Here is a 15,014-nt window from a genome sequence, read left to right as displayed (position 1 = left end):
GCAGCCAACCATTGCCGACCGAATGAGCCATATCGCCACTGATTGGCAACATTCGTGAAGTGGTAGTGGGACAAACACGCGAAAGCTTCTCCGAAAATCTGGTAATGCGTATGGCCGTCGAGCGGTTGCTTGAAATTATCAGTGAAGCATCGAGATCTATTCCATCTGACGTGAAGGCTCAGGAACCGACCATTAATTGGAGGCGTTTGGCCGATCTCGGAAACTGGTTACGCCATGCATATCATCGCACGGACGCAGGTCTGCTATGGGCTATGATCGAGGACGATCTTGAGCCTCTTAATGCCTTCGTTCAACGTGTTACCGGAGAATTGAAGCGTTGATGTTTTCTGGAACGCAGCTTGCAAGGTGCAGCGCGGTCTTGCTACTGGGCTTCTTATCGACCTTATCCGCCCTTGCAGCCGAGCCCACGCCGGACTTTTCCATCAAGACCAAATGGGTCGAGGCCAGCGTCACCCTCGACGCCAAGATCAAGGCCGATCCGGCGCTGGCGGCGAACTGCCTGGCCGAGGGAAAGGCATGGGCCGTGAAGAACCGTGCCGATGCCGACAAGGAACGCAAGCAGGACCCTGAGTTATTCCGCAACGCGTGGTCGTTTGAGCGGAAATACCAGACGCGCTCGGTGGTCGACGGCCGCTATGTCAGCATCGTCAGGTCCGACTACGAATATACGGGCGGCGCGCACCCCAACTCTTCGTCCGACACCATCCTGTGGGACAGGTCAGCGGGCAAACGCATCAGCATCCGCCCGTTCTTCACCGAAACAGCCGACAACGGCCCGACGCTAAAAGCGATGCGGCAAGGCGTCATTGCATCTCTCGAGGCCGAGAAAAAGAAGCGCGGCGCGGAAGGCACGGACGCCAGCGCCATCGAAGCCATCGAGCCAAAGCTGCTCAAGATCGGGCCGGTCTCGCTGGCGCCATCGACCGCGGAAGGCAAGAGCTCCGGCCTGACCTTTCACTACGCGCCTTACGCGGTGGGCTCCTATGCCGAAGGCGAGTACATCGCCTTCGTGCCGTGGGAGACGTTGAAGCCGTATCTGACGCCGGAAGGCGTCAAAATTTTCGGCGGTGCGCGACCGAGGGACGACGAAGACCGGTCACAATAACGGCTGCGCCTTGATTAAACGCTCCGGCCCAGCGCCCGCTCCAGCGAATGCGTCCAGTCCGGGATCCATGACTGGAACAGTGCTCGCCAGCGATCCTCGTCCTGTGGCGCGGTGTCGAGCTTCACGGACCATTCGATGAAGGTTCGGTTGCCCTCGACGATCGGAAGCAGATGCATCGTCCCCTCGTAACGCGTCGGCGCTGGAACGTCGGGCTGCGATTCGGACGGAAACGGAAACGGCTCGATGCCCGCATAGGTAAGCGAGTGCGCCTGGTCGGAATGGCCGGCCAGCCGCTGCCGGATCCAATTGCCGAGGTAGCAGAAGCGCCTGACGGCGCCGACTTCATCGCCGCCCTTGTCGTCCTCGATCATGCTTTCGCTGACGCCGTCGATATAGGCCGGATAGTTGTTGAAGTCTCGGATCAGGGCCCACACGGTTTCCAGGGGATGGTCCAGCACGGTGCTGTAATAGGCTGTCGTCATGGTTCTCTCCGCAATCGATCGCGGCCCGATGACCGGCCGCACATGGATACCTATTTCGGGTAGCCCGATCGCCACCACCCGATTTCCGGATGCGGCGGGATGCCCACCGGCTACGATCTCCCTCATGAGCCAATGCCTTGCGACCACAACGCAAAGCCGCCTAGAATGTCGCATCACAAGAGCGTCCGGCGTCACGGACGCCGCAGGGAGGACCACAAAATGTCCAAAAAGATCACGCGCCGCGCCTTTGCGGCTTCATCCGCTGCTGCCGCAGCCGTCGCGGGCTTTGGTTTCAAGCCGGCTTTCGCGCAGGCCTATCCGTCCCGGCCGGTGACCGTGATCGTGCCCTGGGGTGCCGGCGGCGGCACCGACGCGACCGCGCGCATTGTTGCGGCGCTGCTGGAAAAAGACCTCGGCCAGCCGTTCAACGTGGTCAACCGCACCGGTGGTTCCGGCGTGGTCGGCCATTCCGCGATCGCGACCGCACAGCCCGACGGCTACACCATCGGCATGCTGACGGTGGAAATCTCGATGATGCACTGGCAGGGCCTCACTGAACTGGCGCCCAAGAGTTACACACCGCTCGCGCTGATGAACGAGGACCCGCCCGGCATCCAGGTCAGTTCCACATCGCCCTACAAGACCGTGAAAGAACTCGCCGACGCCATCAAGGCCGCGCCTGCCGGCAAGTTCAAAGCCTCCGGCACCGGCCAGGGCGGCATCTGGCATCTGGCGCTGGTCGGCTGGATGCAGGCAATGGGACTGGCGCCAAACCACGTGGCCTGGGTGCCGTCGAACGGCGCTGCACCCGCGATGCAGGATCTCGCGGCCGGTGGCCTCGACCTTACCACATGCTCGGTGCCGGAAGCCCGCGCGATCATCGAGGCCGGCAAGGCGCGCAGCCTCGCCGTCATGGCTACGGCGCGCAATCCTGCATTCCCCGATGTGCCGACGCTGAAGGAAGCCATAGGCATCGACTATTCGACCGGTGCGTGGCGCGGCATTGCCGGTCCCAAAGGGCTGCCGGCTGACGTCGCGACCAAGCTCACGGCGTCGCTGAAGAAGGTTTACGACTCCAAGGAGTTCAAGGACTTCATGAGCAATCGCGGCTTCGGAACGGTGTGGGGCGATGCGGCCCAATTCGCAGCCTTTATGGACAAGGGCGACGCCCAGATGGGCGTGGCGATGAAGGCCGCCGGCCTGTCGAAGGCTTGATCTTCATCGGCTGACGTCGCCCGATATCTGCGGAGCCAGTTCATGCGTCTTCCCGATCGCGTCACGGGATTGTTTCTCGTTGGTCTCGGCGCGGCTGCCGCCTATGGCGGATGGCAGTTGCCGCCGGTCCCTGGCCAGCCGGTCGGACCGAACGTCTTCCCGCTGGTGATCGGCTCGGGTCTGGCGCTGTGCGGGCTCGCGATCGCGTTCGGGATCGGCCGCAGCTTCGAGGAAGAAGAACACCTTATTCCGGTCGAGGGCGACCAGCCGCAGCCACCGACCGGAAAGCTCTACGGATTGCGCGCCCTGCTTCCGCCGGCGCTGTTGCTGTTCTACGTGGCGATCGCCGACCGGCTCGGCTTCATCCTTACAGCGACGCTGATCGTGTACGTGACCGCAACCGCGCTCGGAGCCCGCTGGAAGGTTGCGCTGCCGCTCGCCGTGCTGGCGCCGATCGGCATCCACCTGATTTTCTCAAAATTGCTGCGCGTGCCGCTGCCGCCCGGCGTTTTGCCAATGCCCTGGTGATCGATGCTCAATACCCTGACGCAAGCCTTCGCGCTCATCACCACCTGGGAAGTCATCGTCGCGATGCTCGCGGCATCGGTCTATGGCCTCGTGATCGGATCGCTGCCTGGCCTGTCGGCCACGATGGCGACCGCGCTGCTGGTCCCGGTCACGTTTTATCTGTCGCCGATCGCCGCGATCGCCACCATCGTGGCGGCATCCACGATGGCGATATTCGCCGGTGACATCCCCGGCGCGTTACTTCGCATCCCGGGCACCCCCGCCTCGGCGGCCTACGCGGACGAAGCCTATGCCATGACGCGCAAAGGCGAGGCCGAACTCGCGCTCGGCGCCGGCGTCTGGTTCTCCGCTGTCGGCGGCATCGCGGGCACGCTCTCGCTGATGATCCTGGCGCCGCCGCTCGCCGAGATCGCGCTGTCGTTCTCGACCTTCGAATACTTCTGGCTCGCATTCCTCGGCCTGATGTGCGCCACGCTGGTCGCGCGCTCTTCTCCGGTGAAGGCGATCGCCAGCATGTTCATCGGCCTACTCGTCGCCTGCATCGGTATCGAAAATCCTGGCGGCGTTCCGCGCTTCACCTTCGGCATGACCAATTTGTTCGGCGGCATCGAACCGATCCCGGCGCTGGTCGGTGTCTTCGCCGTGGCGCAGGTGATGCGCGCGATGCTGACGCCGGAACCGCCGCCGATCCCGCGGCGCAAATTCGGAAGCATCCTGGCGGGCCAGTGGAAGCTCACCAAAAAATACAACTGGCAGATGACGCGTGGGAACATCATCGGCATCATCATCGGCGTGCTGCCGGGCGCCGGCGCCGACATGGCGGCCTGGGTCAGCTACGCCATGTCCAAGCGCTTTTCGAAAGAACCCGAGAAGTTCGGAACCGGCCATGTCGAGGGCCTGGTCGAAGCCGGCGCCAGCAACAACGCCAGCATCGCCTCGGGCTGGGTGCCCTCGCTGCTGTTCGGCATCCCCGGCGACACCATCGCGGCCATCGCCATCGGCGTGCTCTACATGAAAGGCCTCAACCCCGGCCCGACGCTGTTCACCGAAAAAGCGTCGAGCATGTATGCGATCTACCTGATGTTCATCATCGCCAACATCATCATGATCCCGCTCGGCATCGTCATGATTCGCCTTGCGAGCTACGTGCTGCGCGCGCCGCGTTCCACCGTGATGCCGGTCATCATGCTGTGCTGTGCCGTAGGCTCGTTCGCGATCGGCAACAACATATTCGGCGTCGTGATCGTCGCGACCTTCGGCGTCATCGGCTATGTCATGGAGGAAAACGGCTATCCGGTCGCCGCGATGGTGCTCGGCATCGTGATGGGCACCATGATCGAGCAGAGCTTCGTCACCTCGCTGATCAAATCCGACGGCAGCGTATTCCCGTTCTTCGAGCGTCCGATCGCCGCGATCCTGGCCGCCTTGGCGATCGGCGCGCTGATCTGGCCGGTGCTGGTCTGGGTGTGGCGGCGGCTCAAGCGCACGCCCGCCCCGGCCACGTCGGCCGGCTGAACGGACCGCGCAGGCCCCCTCGCCTGCACGGCACGGCCGTTGTAAACCATGGCATGACACTGCCGAAGAATGTTTCCCCCGATTTCAAGAAGCTTGCCAAGGATCTCCGCGCCGGCCAGCGTGCGGCGCTGGCGCGGGCGATCACGCTGATCGAAAGCCGGCGCGGCGATCACCAGGCGGCGGCCCGCGATCTGGTGCAGGCGCTGTTATCAGACACCGGCAAGGCGGTCCGCGTCGGCATCACCGGCTCGCCCGGGGTCGGCAAATCCACCACCATAGATGCGCTCGGCATGTTCCTGATCGAGCGCGGCCACAAGGTCGCGGTGCTGGCCGTGGACCCCTCTTCGGCACGCACCGGCGGCTCGATCCTCGGTGACAAGACGCGGATGGCGCGGCTGGCCAATTCCGAAGCCGCCTTCGTCCGGCCCTCGCCCTCGTCCGGTACGCTCGGCGGCGTCGCCGCCAAAACCCGCGAGGCGATGCTGCTCTGCGAGGCGGCCGGATTCGACGTGGTGCTGGTGGAAACCGTCGGCATCGGCCAGTCCGAAACCGCCGTCTGCGACATGACCGATTTCTTCCTGGCCTTGATGCTGCCTGGCGCCGGCGACGAACTGCAGGGCATCAAGAAGGGGCTGGTCGAACTCGCCGACATGGTCGCGATCAACAAGGCCGATGGCGACAACATCAAGCGCGCCAACCTGGCGGCGGCCGAATATCGCTCCGCGCTGCATATCCTGAGCGCCCGCTCGAAGCATTGGCATCCGCCGGTGCTGACCTATTCGGCATTGACGGGCACCGGCATGGACGCGCTGTGGCAGAAGATCCTGGATCACCGCACCGCCATGAACGCCTCGGGCGAGTTCGCCGCCCGGCGGCGTGAGCAGCAGGTGAAATGGATGTGGTCGATGCTGGAGCAACGCATGATGGCGCGGCTGCGCGCCGATGCCGCGATTCGCGCCAAGGTGAAGAAGACCGAGGCCGAGGTCGCCGACGGCCGCATCACGCCGGCGGTCGCTGCCGAGCAGATCGCGGAGATGCTGCGCTAGCTTGGCTCGATACGATGTTTGTGTCATCGTCCGCGAAGGCGGACGATCCAGTATTCCACAGTTGTCAGTTGGGATCACACGTATGTCGGTGTTTACTGGATGCCCGCCTTCGCGGGCATGACGAGAGGAGAAGCTGATTCATTTGAGCGAAAAACTTCGCATTCTCGTCACCGGCTTCGGCCCGTTTCCCGGTGCGCCCCACAATCCCACGCAGTCGCTGGTGGCACGCCTGACGCGGCTACGCCGCCCGGCCTTCACCGACGTCGAACTGTCCAGCCACATCTTTCCGGTAACCTACAAGGCGGTCGACCGCGAATTGCCGCTGGCATTGAAAACGCACCAGCCGCACGCGCTGTTGATGTTTGGCCTCGCCGGCCGCACCGGATATCTCCGGGTCGAGACCCGCGCCCGCAACGCCGTCACCATGCTGTGGCCCGACGCCGCGCAAACCCGTGCTCGCAAAGGATCGATCGCCGACGGCGCTGATGCGCAAAGGTTCGGCCCGCACACCGCGAAACTGCTGCGTGCAGCCAAAGGCACCGGCCTCGATGCCCGCGCCTCGCGCGACGCCGGAAGCTATCTCTGCAACTACCTGAGCTGGCGCGCGATCGAAGCGGTCGATACCGATAACGGCCCCCGCCTCGCCGCCTTCGTCCACATCCCGCCGCTCGCGCGCAGCGGCGCCGTCAGACGCAAGGGCTTTCCGCGCATCACGCTGGAAGAGCTGGTCGACGCCGGCGAAGCGATGCTGCTGGAAATGGTTAGATTGGCGCGAAGGGCTTCGTAGCTTCGCCGTGCTCACCTGTGTCAGACCTCATCCTGAGGAGCGCGGAACGCGCGTCTCGAAGGATGAATGGCACGAGCCGGGCCACATGGTTCGAGACGGCGCTGCGCGCCTCCTCACCATGAGGGTTTAGTGGTTACTCCAGAGCGCGAACTGTTATCGCCGTACCCAACATTAACCCTACCCCGAACAATCGCCGCGTTTCTTCCCGGTCTTCACCATGCCCGGCCGCATTTTCGCGATACCTATGAAGGCGCTGACGCCGCGATCTGCATTGCGCGAGGGACCATGGACATGAACCGCCGTCATCTCATCGGAGCATCCGCCGCCGGCGTAGCCGGCGCGCTCGCGATGTCACCTGAGCCCGCGCGCGCGGCAGCGCCGATCTCCGCGCTTGGGCGCGACGTCACGCAATATGGCGTGCGTCTCGGCAGCCCCGACGATCAGACCGCGAAACTGCAGCGCGCGATCGACGAAGCCGCACGCGCGCAAGTGCCGCTGGCACTGCCTCCGGGGGTCTACCGCACCGGCATGCTTCGCCTTTCGAACGGCACGCAACTGGTCGGCGTGCGCGGCGCGACCAAGCTCGTATTCACTGGCGGCGCTTCTATGCTGCAGGGCGAAAGCGCCAACAGCATCGGCCTGACCGGCATCAGCTTAGACGGCGGCAACATTCCGCTGCCGACGCGGCGCGGGCTCGTGCACTGCCTCGGCGGTCGCGACGTCCGCATCGCCGATTGCGAAATATCAGGCAGCGGCGGCAACGGCATCTGGCTGGAACAGGTCTCGGGCGACATTTCCGGCAACATCTTCACGAAGATCGCGACCACCGCGGTCGTATCCTTCGACGCCAAGGGCCTGATCGTGTCGCGCAACACCATCACCGATACCAATGACAACGGCATCGAGATCCTTCGCACCGCGATCGGCGACGACGGCACGCTGGTGCTCGACAACCGCATCGAGGACATCAAGGCCGGCCCCGGCGGCTCCGGGCAACATGGCAACGCCATCAACGCCTACCGCGCCGGCAATGTGATCGTGCGCGGCAACCGCATCAAGAATTGCGATTACTCGGCGGTGCGCGGCAATTCGGCCTCGAACATCCAGATCACGGGCAACAGCGTCAGCAACGTTCGCGAGGTCGCGCTCTATTCGGAATTCGCGTTCGAAGCCGCCGTAATCGCCAACAACACGGTCGACGGCGCCGCCGTCGGCGTCTCCGTCTGCAATTTCAACGAAGGCGGACGCATCGCCGTGGTCCAGGGCAACATCATCCGCAATCTGCTGCCGAAGCGGCCGATCGGCACCGCGCCCGACGACGACGCCGGTATCGGCATCTATGTCGAGGCGGACTCGACGGTGACTGGCAACGTGATCGAAAACGCGCCCTCGTTCGGCATCATTGCCGGCTGGGGCAAATACCTCCGCAACGTCGCCATCACGGGCAACGTCATCCGCAACGCCTTTGTCGGCGTCGGCGTCTCGGTGCTGCCGGGCGCCGGCACGGCGCTGGTCAATAACAACATGATTTCGGAAACCCCGCGCGGCGCCGTGGTCGGCCTCGACCACGCCCGCACCATCACGACCGATCTGTCAGCCGAAGGCGCCCAGCGCTACGCACAGGTGGTGGTCGGAGGCAACGCCGTGCGGCGCTAGTTGGCGCCCTCCCTCGCCCGGCTACAACGCGTTGCGCAGCAGCGGATAGCGTTCCTTCATCACATCGAGACTGAGTGCAGGCAAAGGCATATCGTCCAGCGCCGGCGCGTCGGGCACGGAAGGCGCGTTGTCCGCAGCGACGAGCTGGCTTTCCAGCGCGACCAGAACGTCGGCGGGAATGTCGCGCGGCGGCGTGGCGGCAACCGGCGCCGGCTGAAGCTGCACAACCGGCTGACGGAACCCCTCATCGCGCGGCAGCGGCGTCAGCAGCATTGGCGTCGTTCGACGGCGGCCAAGCCAGGCCACGTCGATCGCCGTGTTGTCGAGCGCGGCCTCCCGGCTCAACAGGTCGCGCCAGGTTTCGACGGCGGCCTTGGCTTCCTGGATGTTTTCGAGAAATTCGACTTCGGTGTGATAGCGGCGCCAGCGCCCGGTCTCGAACAGTTCAGTAAGGTATTCCAGCCGTTGCTCAGCAAGGTTGCACCAGCGCGCAACGATGTTGCGGCCGCGCGCTACGTCTGCAGGATGTGCCATAAATCAGCCCGTAAGAGAGAGACGGACGCAGACGCAACCTGAGACGAATCAATTGGACGTGACAAGTATATTCTGTGGAAAACTTTCTCCTTGTCCAGTACGTGGAGCTACGGAGCGCGCAACGGATCGAAGAAACCCGGACAAGTACGGAGTCGCGGGGAATCGAGGCGTCACGCGGACGGAGAGCTTGCGGTCTGCAAGCCGTCCCGACGCGGCATTTTCCAAATTCAGTGCCGAAAATGAAAGACCCGTCCGGGGGGACAACCGGACGGGTCAAGCCATATGGGGCGCTTGGGGTGGATGGGCGCTCGCGCCGAATACAGCCGATGGGGAGGGATTACCGCTCCCACATAGATAAGTCGCAGCACCCTCGCCGAACGTTCAAAACGCCCGGCGATTTTTTTAACCTTGCGTGCGGGACGATCGCTGGAAAATCACTGCGCAGCAGGCTGTTTTGCAGCGTTTGCGGCCGATTTGTCAGACGCTATCGATGGCTGGGAGTCATTCAGCGCCCGGCTCACGGAAGCGTTATCGACAGACGGGTCAAGCGCCGGCGTCTTTTCCCCGGTTGGCTTGCCGGAACCTGAGGCAAGCGGAACCGCCGGCGCGGCGGCCGCTGCGATAACCGCGGCAAAGGCGTCGGCCTCGCCTGCTCCGAACTGATCGTCGCGGCCGGGCGTGCCGAGATCGCGGGCGCTCTTCGTCAGAATCGCGCGAATATCGGCGGGTTTCAACGCAGGATTGCGTTCCAGCATCAGCGCCGCAACGCCGCTGATATAGGCGGCCGAGAACGAGGTGCCCGATGTGATCTGATATTTTTCATCCGGTGCCGGCAGGAAGATATCGGCGCCCGGTGCCGATATCGCGATGTGGTTGCCCCGGTTCGACGCCGCAAACAGCTTTTGCTGCGCGTCCGTTCCGCTCACCGCGATGACGTTCGGATTGGCGGCTGGATAGAGCGGCGACGATTTCGCACCGGCATTGCCGGCCGCAGCCACCATCAGGATGCCACGGGCTGCGGTAGCGGCGATCCCCCGCTCGATCAGTGGATCCTTCGGGCCGGCAAAGCTCATGTTGATGATCTGCGCGCCATGCTCGGCCGCGTAGTCCAATCCCCTCAGGATCACATAGGACGTACTCTCCGCGCCCTTCGACCCCGCGCCGAATGCGCGGATCGCGATCAGCCTCGCCTCCGGCGCACTACCCATCAGTTTGGCATGCGCAACGATCGCGCCGGCAATGCCGGTGCCGTGGACATGCGGACCTTCCTTGCTGCCGAGCGCGTCGAAGCTGTCGGCGACCGAATTGGCGAGCTCGGGATGTTTGACGTCGACGCCGGAATCGATCACCGCGATGGTGACGTTCATGCCGCGGACGAGCGCATGCGCCTGCGGCAACCGAAGCTGGGCGACCGCGTATTGCGCGGCGTCGCCCTCGACCGGGGCCCTCTTCTGATCCTGCAGGAAATGGCGGAAATTGAGCTGCACCGAACGCACGCTGCCGTCGGCCGCGAGTTCGCGGCGCACCGTGTCCACCGGCCGGTTATCGACGATGCGGAACAGGCCGATGGTGCCACCGAGCAGCGGGAAACTCTGCGACGCGATGCGCTCCAGGCCATGACGCCGCGCCAGTTCGTCGGCCTCGGCGGTAGACAACGCGCCGTCTATTTCGGCGACGAGTTCGTTGCGGACCGCGCGCAGATCGACCGCGGCCTGCGTGTTGTTGTTGCGCGATCCGCCACTGCCCTTCTTGGCCGAAGCGCCGTTGCCGCCGCCAGCCGACATAACCGGACGATCGAAGCATTCACCGTCAGGCCCGCGAAACGCATTCTGGCAGGCCGGATGGAGGTTGGGCGAAAACCGCGCATGGGGCAGCGTCGATGGCACGCCGGCCCCCGGGCGGACCCGCAGGGTCGAACTCATGGTGCCAATCCGGGACGGCGGCGTGCGCGCCACTCGATCGGCGCTCACGCTCGGCCGTGCCGCGATACCGGGATTGATCCGCGGCGTTATCGTTGGGTTGATGGAAGGCGTCCGCGCCCCGACATTGAGATTGGGCGTGCGCATGATGCCCTGCGCATGAACCGCGGGGGCCGCGAAAGCTATCAATGGCAGAGACACCGCCGACAAGATCAATGCCGCGCGGCGCGTCTTCATCAGCCAATTCGGGCCATCGTGAACCATGGGACTTCGGCCTTCCCGCGACGCGCCGGCAGCGTCCTAAGGCGTTGCAACCGCCAGGCTGACGATCTTCTCGCGCTGCAGCCTGCCGATCAGGCTAGCGGCTTCGTCCTTGCTCATCGCCTTGTTGCCGAATTGCAGCCGGAACATGCCGCCCTTGGCGCCATCGACGATCGAGGCCTGGTAATTGTCGAGCAGCGTCGTGATGTCGGCGATGCGCGCTTCCGGCGCAAACCGCACCAGCGCGCGCGGCGGCGCGGCGCTGCTTCCGAGATCGCGGGTGATGGGTGCGGATGACGGCTCATTCATGCTCAGCGACGCGGTCTCGAACAAGGCGGTCTGGTTCTTCACCAGCACGGCGCCGATCACGCCGGCCTGCAACAGCAGCGCCACGGCGCCGAGGCTCGCCGACCAGGCCAGCGTACGCGGCGACAGCCTTGCAAAAAATTCCGATATCCGGGTGGACAGGCTGACCGAAAGCGATGGCTTGCGCACGGGCTCTCCGTCGATCGCAGCAAACAGCTTCTGCATGGCGCGCGTGGACGGCGCACCCAGGCTCTCGTTGAGGCTGATCGTCTCGGCATATTCTTCGCGGATGACGGCATATTGCCGGGCAAGCTCGGGATCGCTGGCGAGCGCGTCCTCGACGCGGCGTGCATCGCGCGTGCTCAGCGTGCCGGCCGCGTGGAACGGCAACAGCATCTCGATATCGCTGGGCTCGTGATCCAGCATTTTTCTGCTCGCTGCCATCATGGCCAACCTCGCTCTATGCCTGCTGCTTTGAGCAACTCGGCCAATTTTTTGCGCGCATAAAACAGGCGCGTCTTGACGGTGTTCTCCGGGATGCCGACGATTTCGGCCACCTCTTCCACGGACTTCTCGTGGTAGTAGACGAGATCGACGATCTCCCGATGCTCTGGCGAAAGTGCTGTCAGGCACTTGCGCAACGCTTCACCGGTATCCTTCTTCTGCACCATCACTTCCGGATCGTCGGACGTATCCTCGATCGCGTTTGCGGTCTCTTCGTCCAGTCCAACGTCCTTGCGGCGCCTGAGCGCCGACAGGGCTTTGAACCGCGTAATCGCCAGGAGCCAGGTGGTAACAGCGGATCGGCCTTCGAATTTGCCAGCCTGACGCCACACATCGAGAAAAACCTCACTGATGAGGTCTTCCGCAATCTGTTCATCCCTTACGAGCCGAAGCCCGAAACGGAACACCCTGACATGGTGCCTTCCGTAAAGCACCTGCATGGCGAGCCGGTCGCCTTGAGCGATCCGAGCGATCAGAACTTCGTCTGAAGCCGCCTGTGCCGCGTTCAATGGCCGTCTCGCAAAGTTGGTCTGACGGGAGAGGCCGGCGGTTCGACGTGAAAGGTGAGATTCTTCACATTACGGCAATGTCCAGATTGCATGTGTGATCTACCCCACAGACGGGGATTGCCGGGCCATTTTCCCGGCGAGAAGGAACTAATCCCCGATATTGGTACCATAATACGGAAACACTTTCCTAAAGACGGCCACCCCACAACCTTAGCAAGGCTTCGTCGGCGGGGCAGCATCTGCGTTACGCCCAGGGGTCCCGCACAAGCGGGTTCCGCGCTATCGGAATCTGGCAGATTTCCGTTGTGAAACAGTGCAATGGCCGGGTTTTAACGGAGCCGATTCGACTTCAAAAGATACCAAACCTAAAGGCTTTATTCCCTAAAGTTTCGTCGGACACACTCCAATAGCGACGGGACATGAGCAGCGCGGCTTCATTGCTTCAGGGGCAAGGCTCCCACAGTGCGGCCGCGCGTCCGGTCCGGCTGCCGCCGGAGATATTGAACCGCCGGGCCGGCCAGCGCCGCCAGATGCTGGCCGTGCAGGGCGTCAGCTACGCGCTCATCACCTCGGTTCTGCTGGTCTATTGCTACGCCGGCACCGTCCCGATCATCGTTCCGTCGGCCTATTTCCTTTCCGGCATCGGATTGGTGGCGATCTTCGTCGTGCTGTCGGAGGCCCATTTCAACGACCGGTTCGAGGATCATTATCTCACGATCTTCCAGGTCGCCGGCCACGTCGCGCTCCAGCTCTGTTTTCTGCTGGCGGTGCCCGGAATCGGATTTGCCTTCCTCAGCGTCGTATTCCTCATCTTCGGATTCGGTGCGCTGCGGATGACCTCGCGACAGGCCATCATCACGTGGACGCTCACGATGATCGGCCTGGCCCCGATCTTTCTGCTGACCAGCACGCCGATCGGTTTGCCGGTTGCGACCCAGACCGAACGTGTCGCCGCGATGCTCTCCTATGTCCTCACGATCGGGCAATGCGCCTTCGTGGGATTGTACGGCAGCACCATGCGCAAGATGCTCTACGACCGCAGCTTCGAACTGAAAGCGGCGTACAAGCGGATCGAGGAACTGGCCGAACTCGATGAGCTGACGGGGGCGTCCAACCGACGCAGCATCATGCGAATGCTGGAAGAGGAGATCGCCCGTGCGACCCGCGGCGGATCGCCATGCTCGATCGCGCTGATCGACCTCGACTGGTTCAAGCGCATCAACGACGCCTACGGCCATCCGACCGGCGACGAGGTGCTGCGGACATTCTCGATCACCATGTTCGCCAACATCCGCAGCGTCGACCGGTTCGGCCGCTATGGTGGCGAGGAATTCCTGCTGGTGCTGCCCGACATGGACGCCGGCCAGGCCATGCGGGCGCTCGACCGGTTGCGTGCCATTATTGCCGACCTCGATTGGAGCGCATTTTCTCCGGGCATGAAGGTGACCATTTCCGCAGGCGTCGCCACGCTGAAGCCGAACGAGACGTCAGACACATTCCTCGCGCGCGCCGACAGCGCGCTTTACGCATCCAAGGCGCAGGGACGCAACCGCATTACCAGCGCCTGATCCGACATATTTCAGCTCCGGCGGCGAAGAATCCGACGCCGGTTTTTGCTCCAGGACAGAGTCATGATTTCGAAAGCCGCCATCTCTCGCTCTCCCATAAGTCTGCTCGATGAGCTGCAGTCCACGCTTGCGCACGGAACCGTCGCTCGCCGGGTCGAGACCCTGCGCCGGGTAACCGATCTCTTCATCAACGGCGCGGTGGATTATTCGGACGAGCAGATCGGGCTGTTCGACGATGTCTTCCAGTGCCTGATCGATCACATCGAAACCTCGGCGAAGATGCTTTTAGCCAACCGTCTCGCCCCGATCGACACCGCCCCGCCGCTCACCATCCGCGCGCTTGCTTTCGACGACGTCATCGAGGTGGCAGGTCCCGTGCTGTCGCAATCGACGCGACTCGACGACAAGACCCTGATCGAGAATGCGCGCAGCAAGAGCCAGGCGCATTTGATGGCGATTTCGACCCGCAAAACCCTTAGCGGCGCGGTCACCGACGTGCTGGTCCAGCGCGGCAACGACGAGGTGATCCAGTCGACCGTGAACAATCCCGGCGCGGAGTTCACCGAGCGCGGCTTTACCCGCCTCGTCAGCCGCGCCGAAGGCGACGACAATCTCACGACCTGCATCGGCCTGCGTCCGGCCGTGCCGCGGCATCTCTATCTGAAACTACTCGCCAAGGCCTCCGACACGGTGCGGCAGCGGCTGGAGGCCGCCAACCCGCAGCAGGCGGCCGAGGTGCCGACGGCGGTCAAGGAGGCAACGCGGCGCGCGCGCTCGGCGACCTCTGACATCACCAAGAACACCACGATAGCTCATGCGCTGGTCAAGTCGCTGTACGAGCACGGCCGGCTCGATGAACCTCAGGTGGCGTCGTTTGCCGATGCCGGCAAATTCGACGAGGCCAATGCCTCGATCGCAGCGCTCGCCAACGTGCCGGTGGCGATCGCCGAGAACATGATGATCGAAAGCCGGGCCGAAGGCGTGATGATTTTGGCGAAGGTCGCGGGCCTGTCGTGGTCGACGGTCAGGGTCATCATCAAGATGCGCGACGAGCTTTC

At 63.6% G+C, this 15,014-nt stretch carries 15 protein-coding genes; 10 read left to right on the top strand and 5 right to left on the bottom strand.

Features of this window, described 5'->3' with window-relative positions; genetic code table 11:
• Positions 1-59: 59 nt before the first annotated feature.
• Both CP49_RS35990 and CP49_RS35985 read left to right on the top strand, forming a co-directional pair.
• Positions 60-341, top strand: a complete 282-nt coding sequence (locus CP49_RS35990; RefSeq protein WP_338060445.1) for a HepT-like ribonuclease domain-containing protein — start codon at positions 60-62, stop codon at positions 339-341.
• Positions 341-1,126, top strand: coding sequence for a DUF3298 and DUF4163 domain-containing protein (locus CP49_RS35985; RefSeq protein ID WP_057854847.1), 786 nt, complete (start codon positions 341-343; stop codon positions 1,124-1,126). Before CP49_RS35990 ends, CP49_RS35985 begins: the two co-directional genes overlap by 1 nt.
• 14 nt (positions 1,127-1,140) lie before the next feature.
• On the opposite strand, the gene CP49_RS35980 is transcribed toward CP49_RS35985, so the two are convergent.
• Positions 1,141-1,608 carry an SRPBCC family protein gene (locus tag CP49_RS35980; protein WP_057854878.1) on the bottom strand — a complete coding sequence of 156 codons (468 nt, stop codon included), beginning with the start codon at positions 1,606-1,608 and terminating at the stop codon, positions 1,141-1,143.
• A 219-nt stretch (positions 1,609-1,827) separates the two neighbouring features.
• Between CP49_RS35980 and CP49_RS35975 the strand changes: the two genes are divergently transcribed.
• The 6 genes from CP49_RS35975 to CP49_RS35950 all read left to right on the top strand — a co-directional run bounded on the left by CP49_RS35975 (position 1,828) and on the right by CP49_RS35950 (position 8,355).
• Positions 1,828-2,823 (top strand): tripartite tricarboxylate transporter substrate binding protein, encoded by a 996-nt coding sequence (locus CP49_RS35975; RefSeq protein ID WP_057854877.1) that lies wholly within the window; start codon positions 1,828-1,830, stop codon positions 2,821-2,823.
• A gap of 42 nt (positions 2,824-2,865) precedes the next feature.
• Positions 2,866-3,351, top strand: coding sequence for a tripartite tricarboxylate transporter TctB family protein (locus tag CP49_RS35970; RefSeq protein WP_057854846.1), 486 nt, complete (start codon positions 2,866-2,868; stop codon positions 3,349-3,351).
• A 3-nt stretch (positions 3,352-3,354) separates the two neighbouring features.
• Positions 3,355-4,866, top strand: a complete 1,512-nt coding sequence (locus CP49_RS35965; RefSeq protein WP_057854845.1) for a tripartite tricarboxylate transporter permease — start codon at positions 3,355-3,357, stop codon at positions 4,864-4,866.
• Between the two features lie 53 nt (positions 4,867-4,919).
• Positions 4,920-5,912, top strand: a complete 993-nt coding sequence (gene meaB / locus CP49_RS35960; protein ID WP_057854876.1) for a methylmalonyl Co-A mutase-associated GTPase MeaB — start codon at positions 4,920-4,922, stop codon at positions 5,910-5,912.
• A gap of 142 nt (positions 5,913-6,054) precedes the next feature.
• Positions 6,055-6,699, top strand: a complete 645-nt coding sequence (locus CP49_RS35955) for a pyroglutamyl-peptidase I (RefSeq protein WP_057854844.1) — start codon at positions 6,055-6,057, stop codon at positions 6,697-6,699.
• 285 nt (positions 6,700-6,984) lie between these two features.
• Positions 6,985-8,355, top strand: a complete 1,371-nt coding sequence (locus CP49_RS35950) for a TIGR03808 family TAT-translocated repetitive protein (protein ID WP_057854843.1) — start codon at positions 6,985-6,987, stop codon at positions 8,353-8,355.
• A 21-nt stretch (positions 8,356-8,376) separates the two neighbouring features.
• Here CP49_RS35950 and CP49_RS35945 read toward each other — a convergent pair whose 3' ends face one another.
• The 4 genes from CP49_RS35945 to CP49_RS35930 form a co-directional block, all read right to left on the bottom strand.
• Positions 8,377-8,889, bottom strand: coding sequence for a TIGR03809 family protein (locus CP49_RS35945; protein ID WP_057854842.1), 513 nt, complete (start codon positions 8,887-8,889; stop codon positions 8,377-8,379).
• Positions 8,890-9,323: 434 nt separating this feature from the next.
• On the bottom strand, positions 9,324-11,072 hold the full coding sequence (locus CP49_RS35940) for a S8 family serine peptidase (protein ID WP_082646420.1): 1,749 nt from the start codon (positions 11,070-11,072) through the stop codon (positions 9,324-9,326).
• A gap of 36 nt (positions 11,073-11,108) precedes the next feature.
• The gene (locus CP49_RS35935) at positions 11,109-11,822 is read right to left on the bottom strand and encodes a hypothetical protein (RefSeq protein ID WP_057854841.1); all 714 of its coding nucleotides are present in this window, start codon (positions 11,820-11,822) and stop codon (positions 11,109-11,111) included.
• Complete coding sequence (locus CP49_RS35930) at positions 11,819-12,388, bottom strand: sigma-70 family RNA polymerase sigma factor (protein ID WP_057854840.1); 570 nt, start codon at positions 12,386-12,388, stop codon at positions 11,819-11,821. The genes CP49_RS35935 and CP49_RS35930 overlap by 4 nt, the downstream gene beginning before the upstream one ends.
• 419 nt (positions 12,389-12,807) lie before the next feature.
• Here CP49_RS35930 and CP49_RS35925 point away from each other — a divergent pair, with 419 nt between their 5' ends.
• Entirely contained in the window at positions 12,808-13,956 is a 1,149-nt protein-coding gene (locus CP49_RS35925; protein ID WP_057854839.1) for a GGDEF domain-containing protein, read from the top strand.
• A gap of 63 nt (positions 13,957-14,019) precedes the next feature.
• Positions 14,020-15,014, top strand: a 995-nt coding sequence (locus CP49_RS35920; RefSeq protein WP_245311051.1) for a DUF2336 domain-containing protein, incomplete at its 3' end; no start/stop codon positions are given.

The organism is Bradyrhizobium valentinum, assembly GCF_001440405.1.
Classification (GTDB): domain Bacteria; phylum Pseudomonadota; class Alphaproteobacteria; order Rhizobiales; family Xanthobacteraceae; genus Bradyrhizobium; species Bradyrhizobium valentinum.
This window is presented reverse-complemented; position numbering and strand designations above follow the sequence as displayed.

What these genes read in the sequence shown, in the direction of transcription:
- CP49_RS35970 (WP_057854846.1), top strand. Translation starts at nt 2,866, where the DNA reads ATGCGTCTTCCCGATCGCGTCACGGGATTGTTTCTCGTTGGTCTCGGC.
- meaB (WP_057854876.1), top strand. Translation starts at nt 4,920, where the DNA reads ATGACACTGCCGAAGAATGTTTCCCCCGATTTCAAGAAGCTTGCCAAG.
- CP49_RS35925 (WP_057854839.1), top strand. Translation starts at nt 12,808, where the DNA reads ATGAGCAGCGCGGCTTCATTGCTTCAGGGGCAAGGCTCCCACAGTGCG.
- CP49_RS35985 (WP_057854847.1), top strand. Translation starts at nt 341, where the DNA reads ATGTTTTCTGGAACGCAGCTTGCAAGGTGCAGCGCGGTCTTGCTACTG.
- CP49_RS35975 (WP_057854877.1), top strand. Translation starts at nt 1,828, where the DNA reads ATGTCCAAAAAGATCACGCGCCGCGCCTTTGCGGCTTCATCCGCTGCT.
- CP49_RS35940 (WP_082646420.1), bottom strand. Translation starts at nt 11,072, where the DNA reads ATGGTTCACGATGGCCCGAATTGGCTGATGAAGACGCGCCGCGCGGCA.
- CP49_RS35965 (WP_057854845.1), top strand. Translation starts at nt 3,355, where the DNA reads ATGCTCAATACCCTGACGCAAGCCTTCGCGCTCATCACCACCTGGGAA.
- CP49_RS35945 (WP_057854842.1), bottom strand. Translation starts at nt 8,889, where the DNA reads ATGGCACATCCTGCAGACGTAGCGCGCGGCCGCAACATCGTTGCGCGC.
- CP49_RS35935 (WP_057854841.1), bottom strand. Translation starts at nt 11,822, where the DNA reads ATGATGGCAGCGAGCAGAAAAATGCTGGATCACGAGCCCAGCGATATC.
- CP49_RS35950 (WP_057854843.1), top strand. Translation starts at nt 6,985, where the DNA reads ATGGACATGAACCGCCGTCATCTCATCGGAGCATCCGCCGCCGGCGTA.
- CP49_RS35980 (WP_057854878.1), bottom strand. Translation starts at nt 1,608, where the DNA reads ATGACGACAGCCTATTACAGCACCGTGCTGGACCATCCCCTGGAAACC.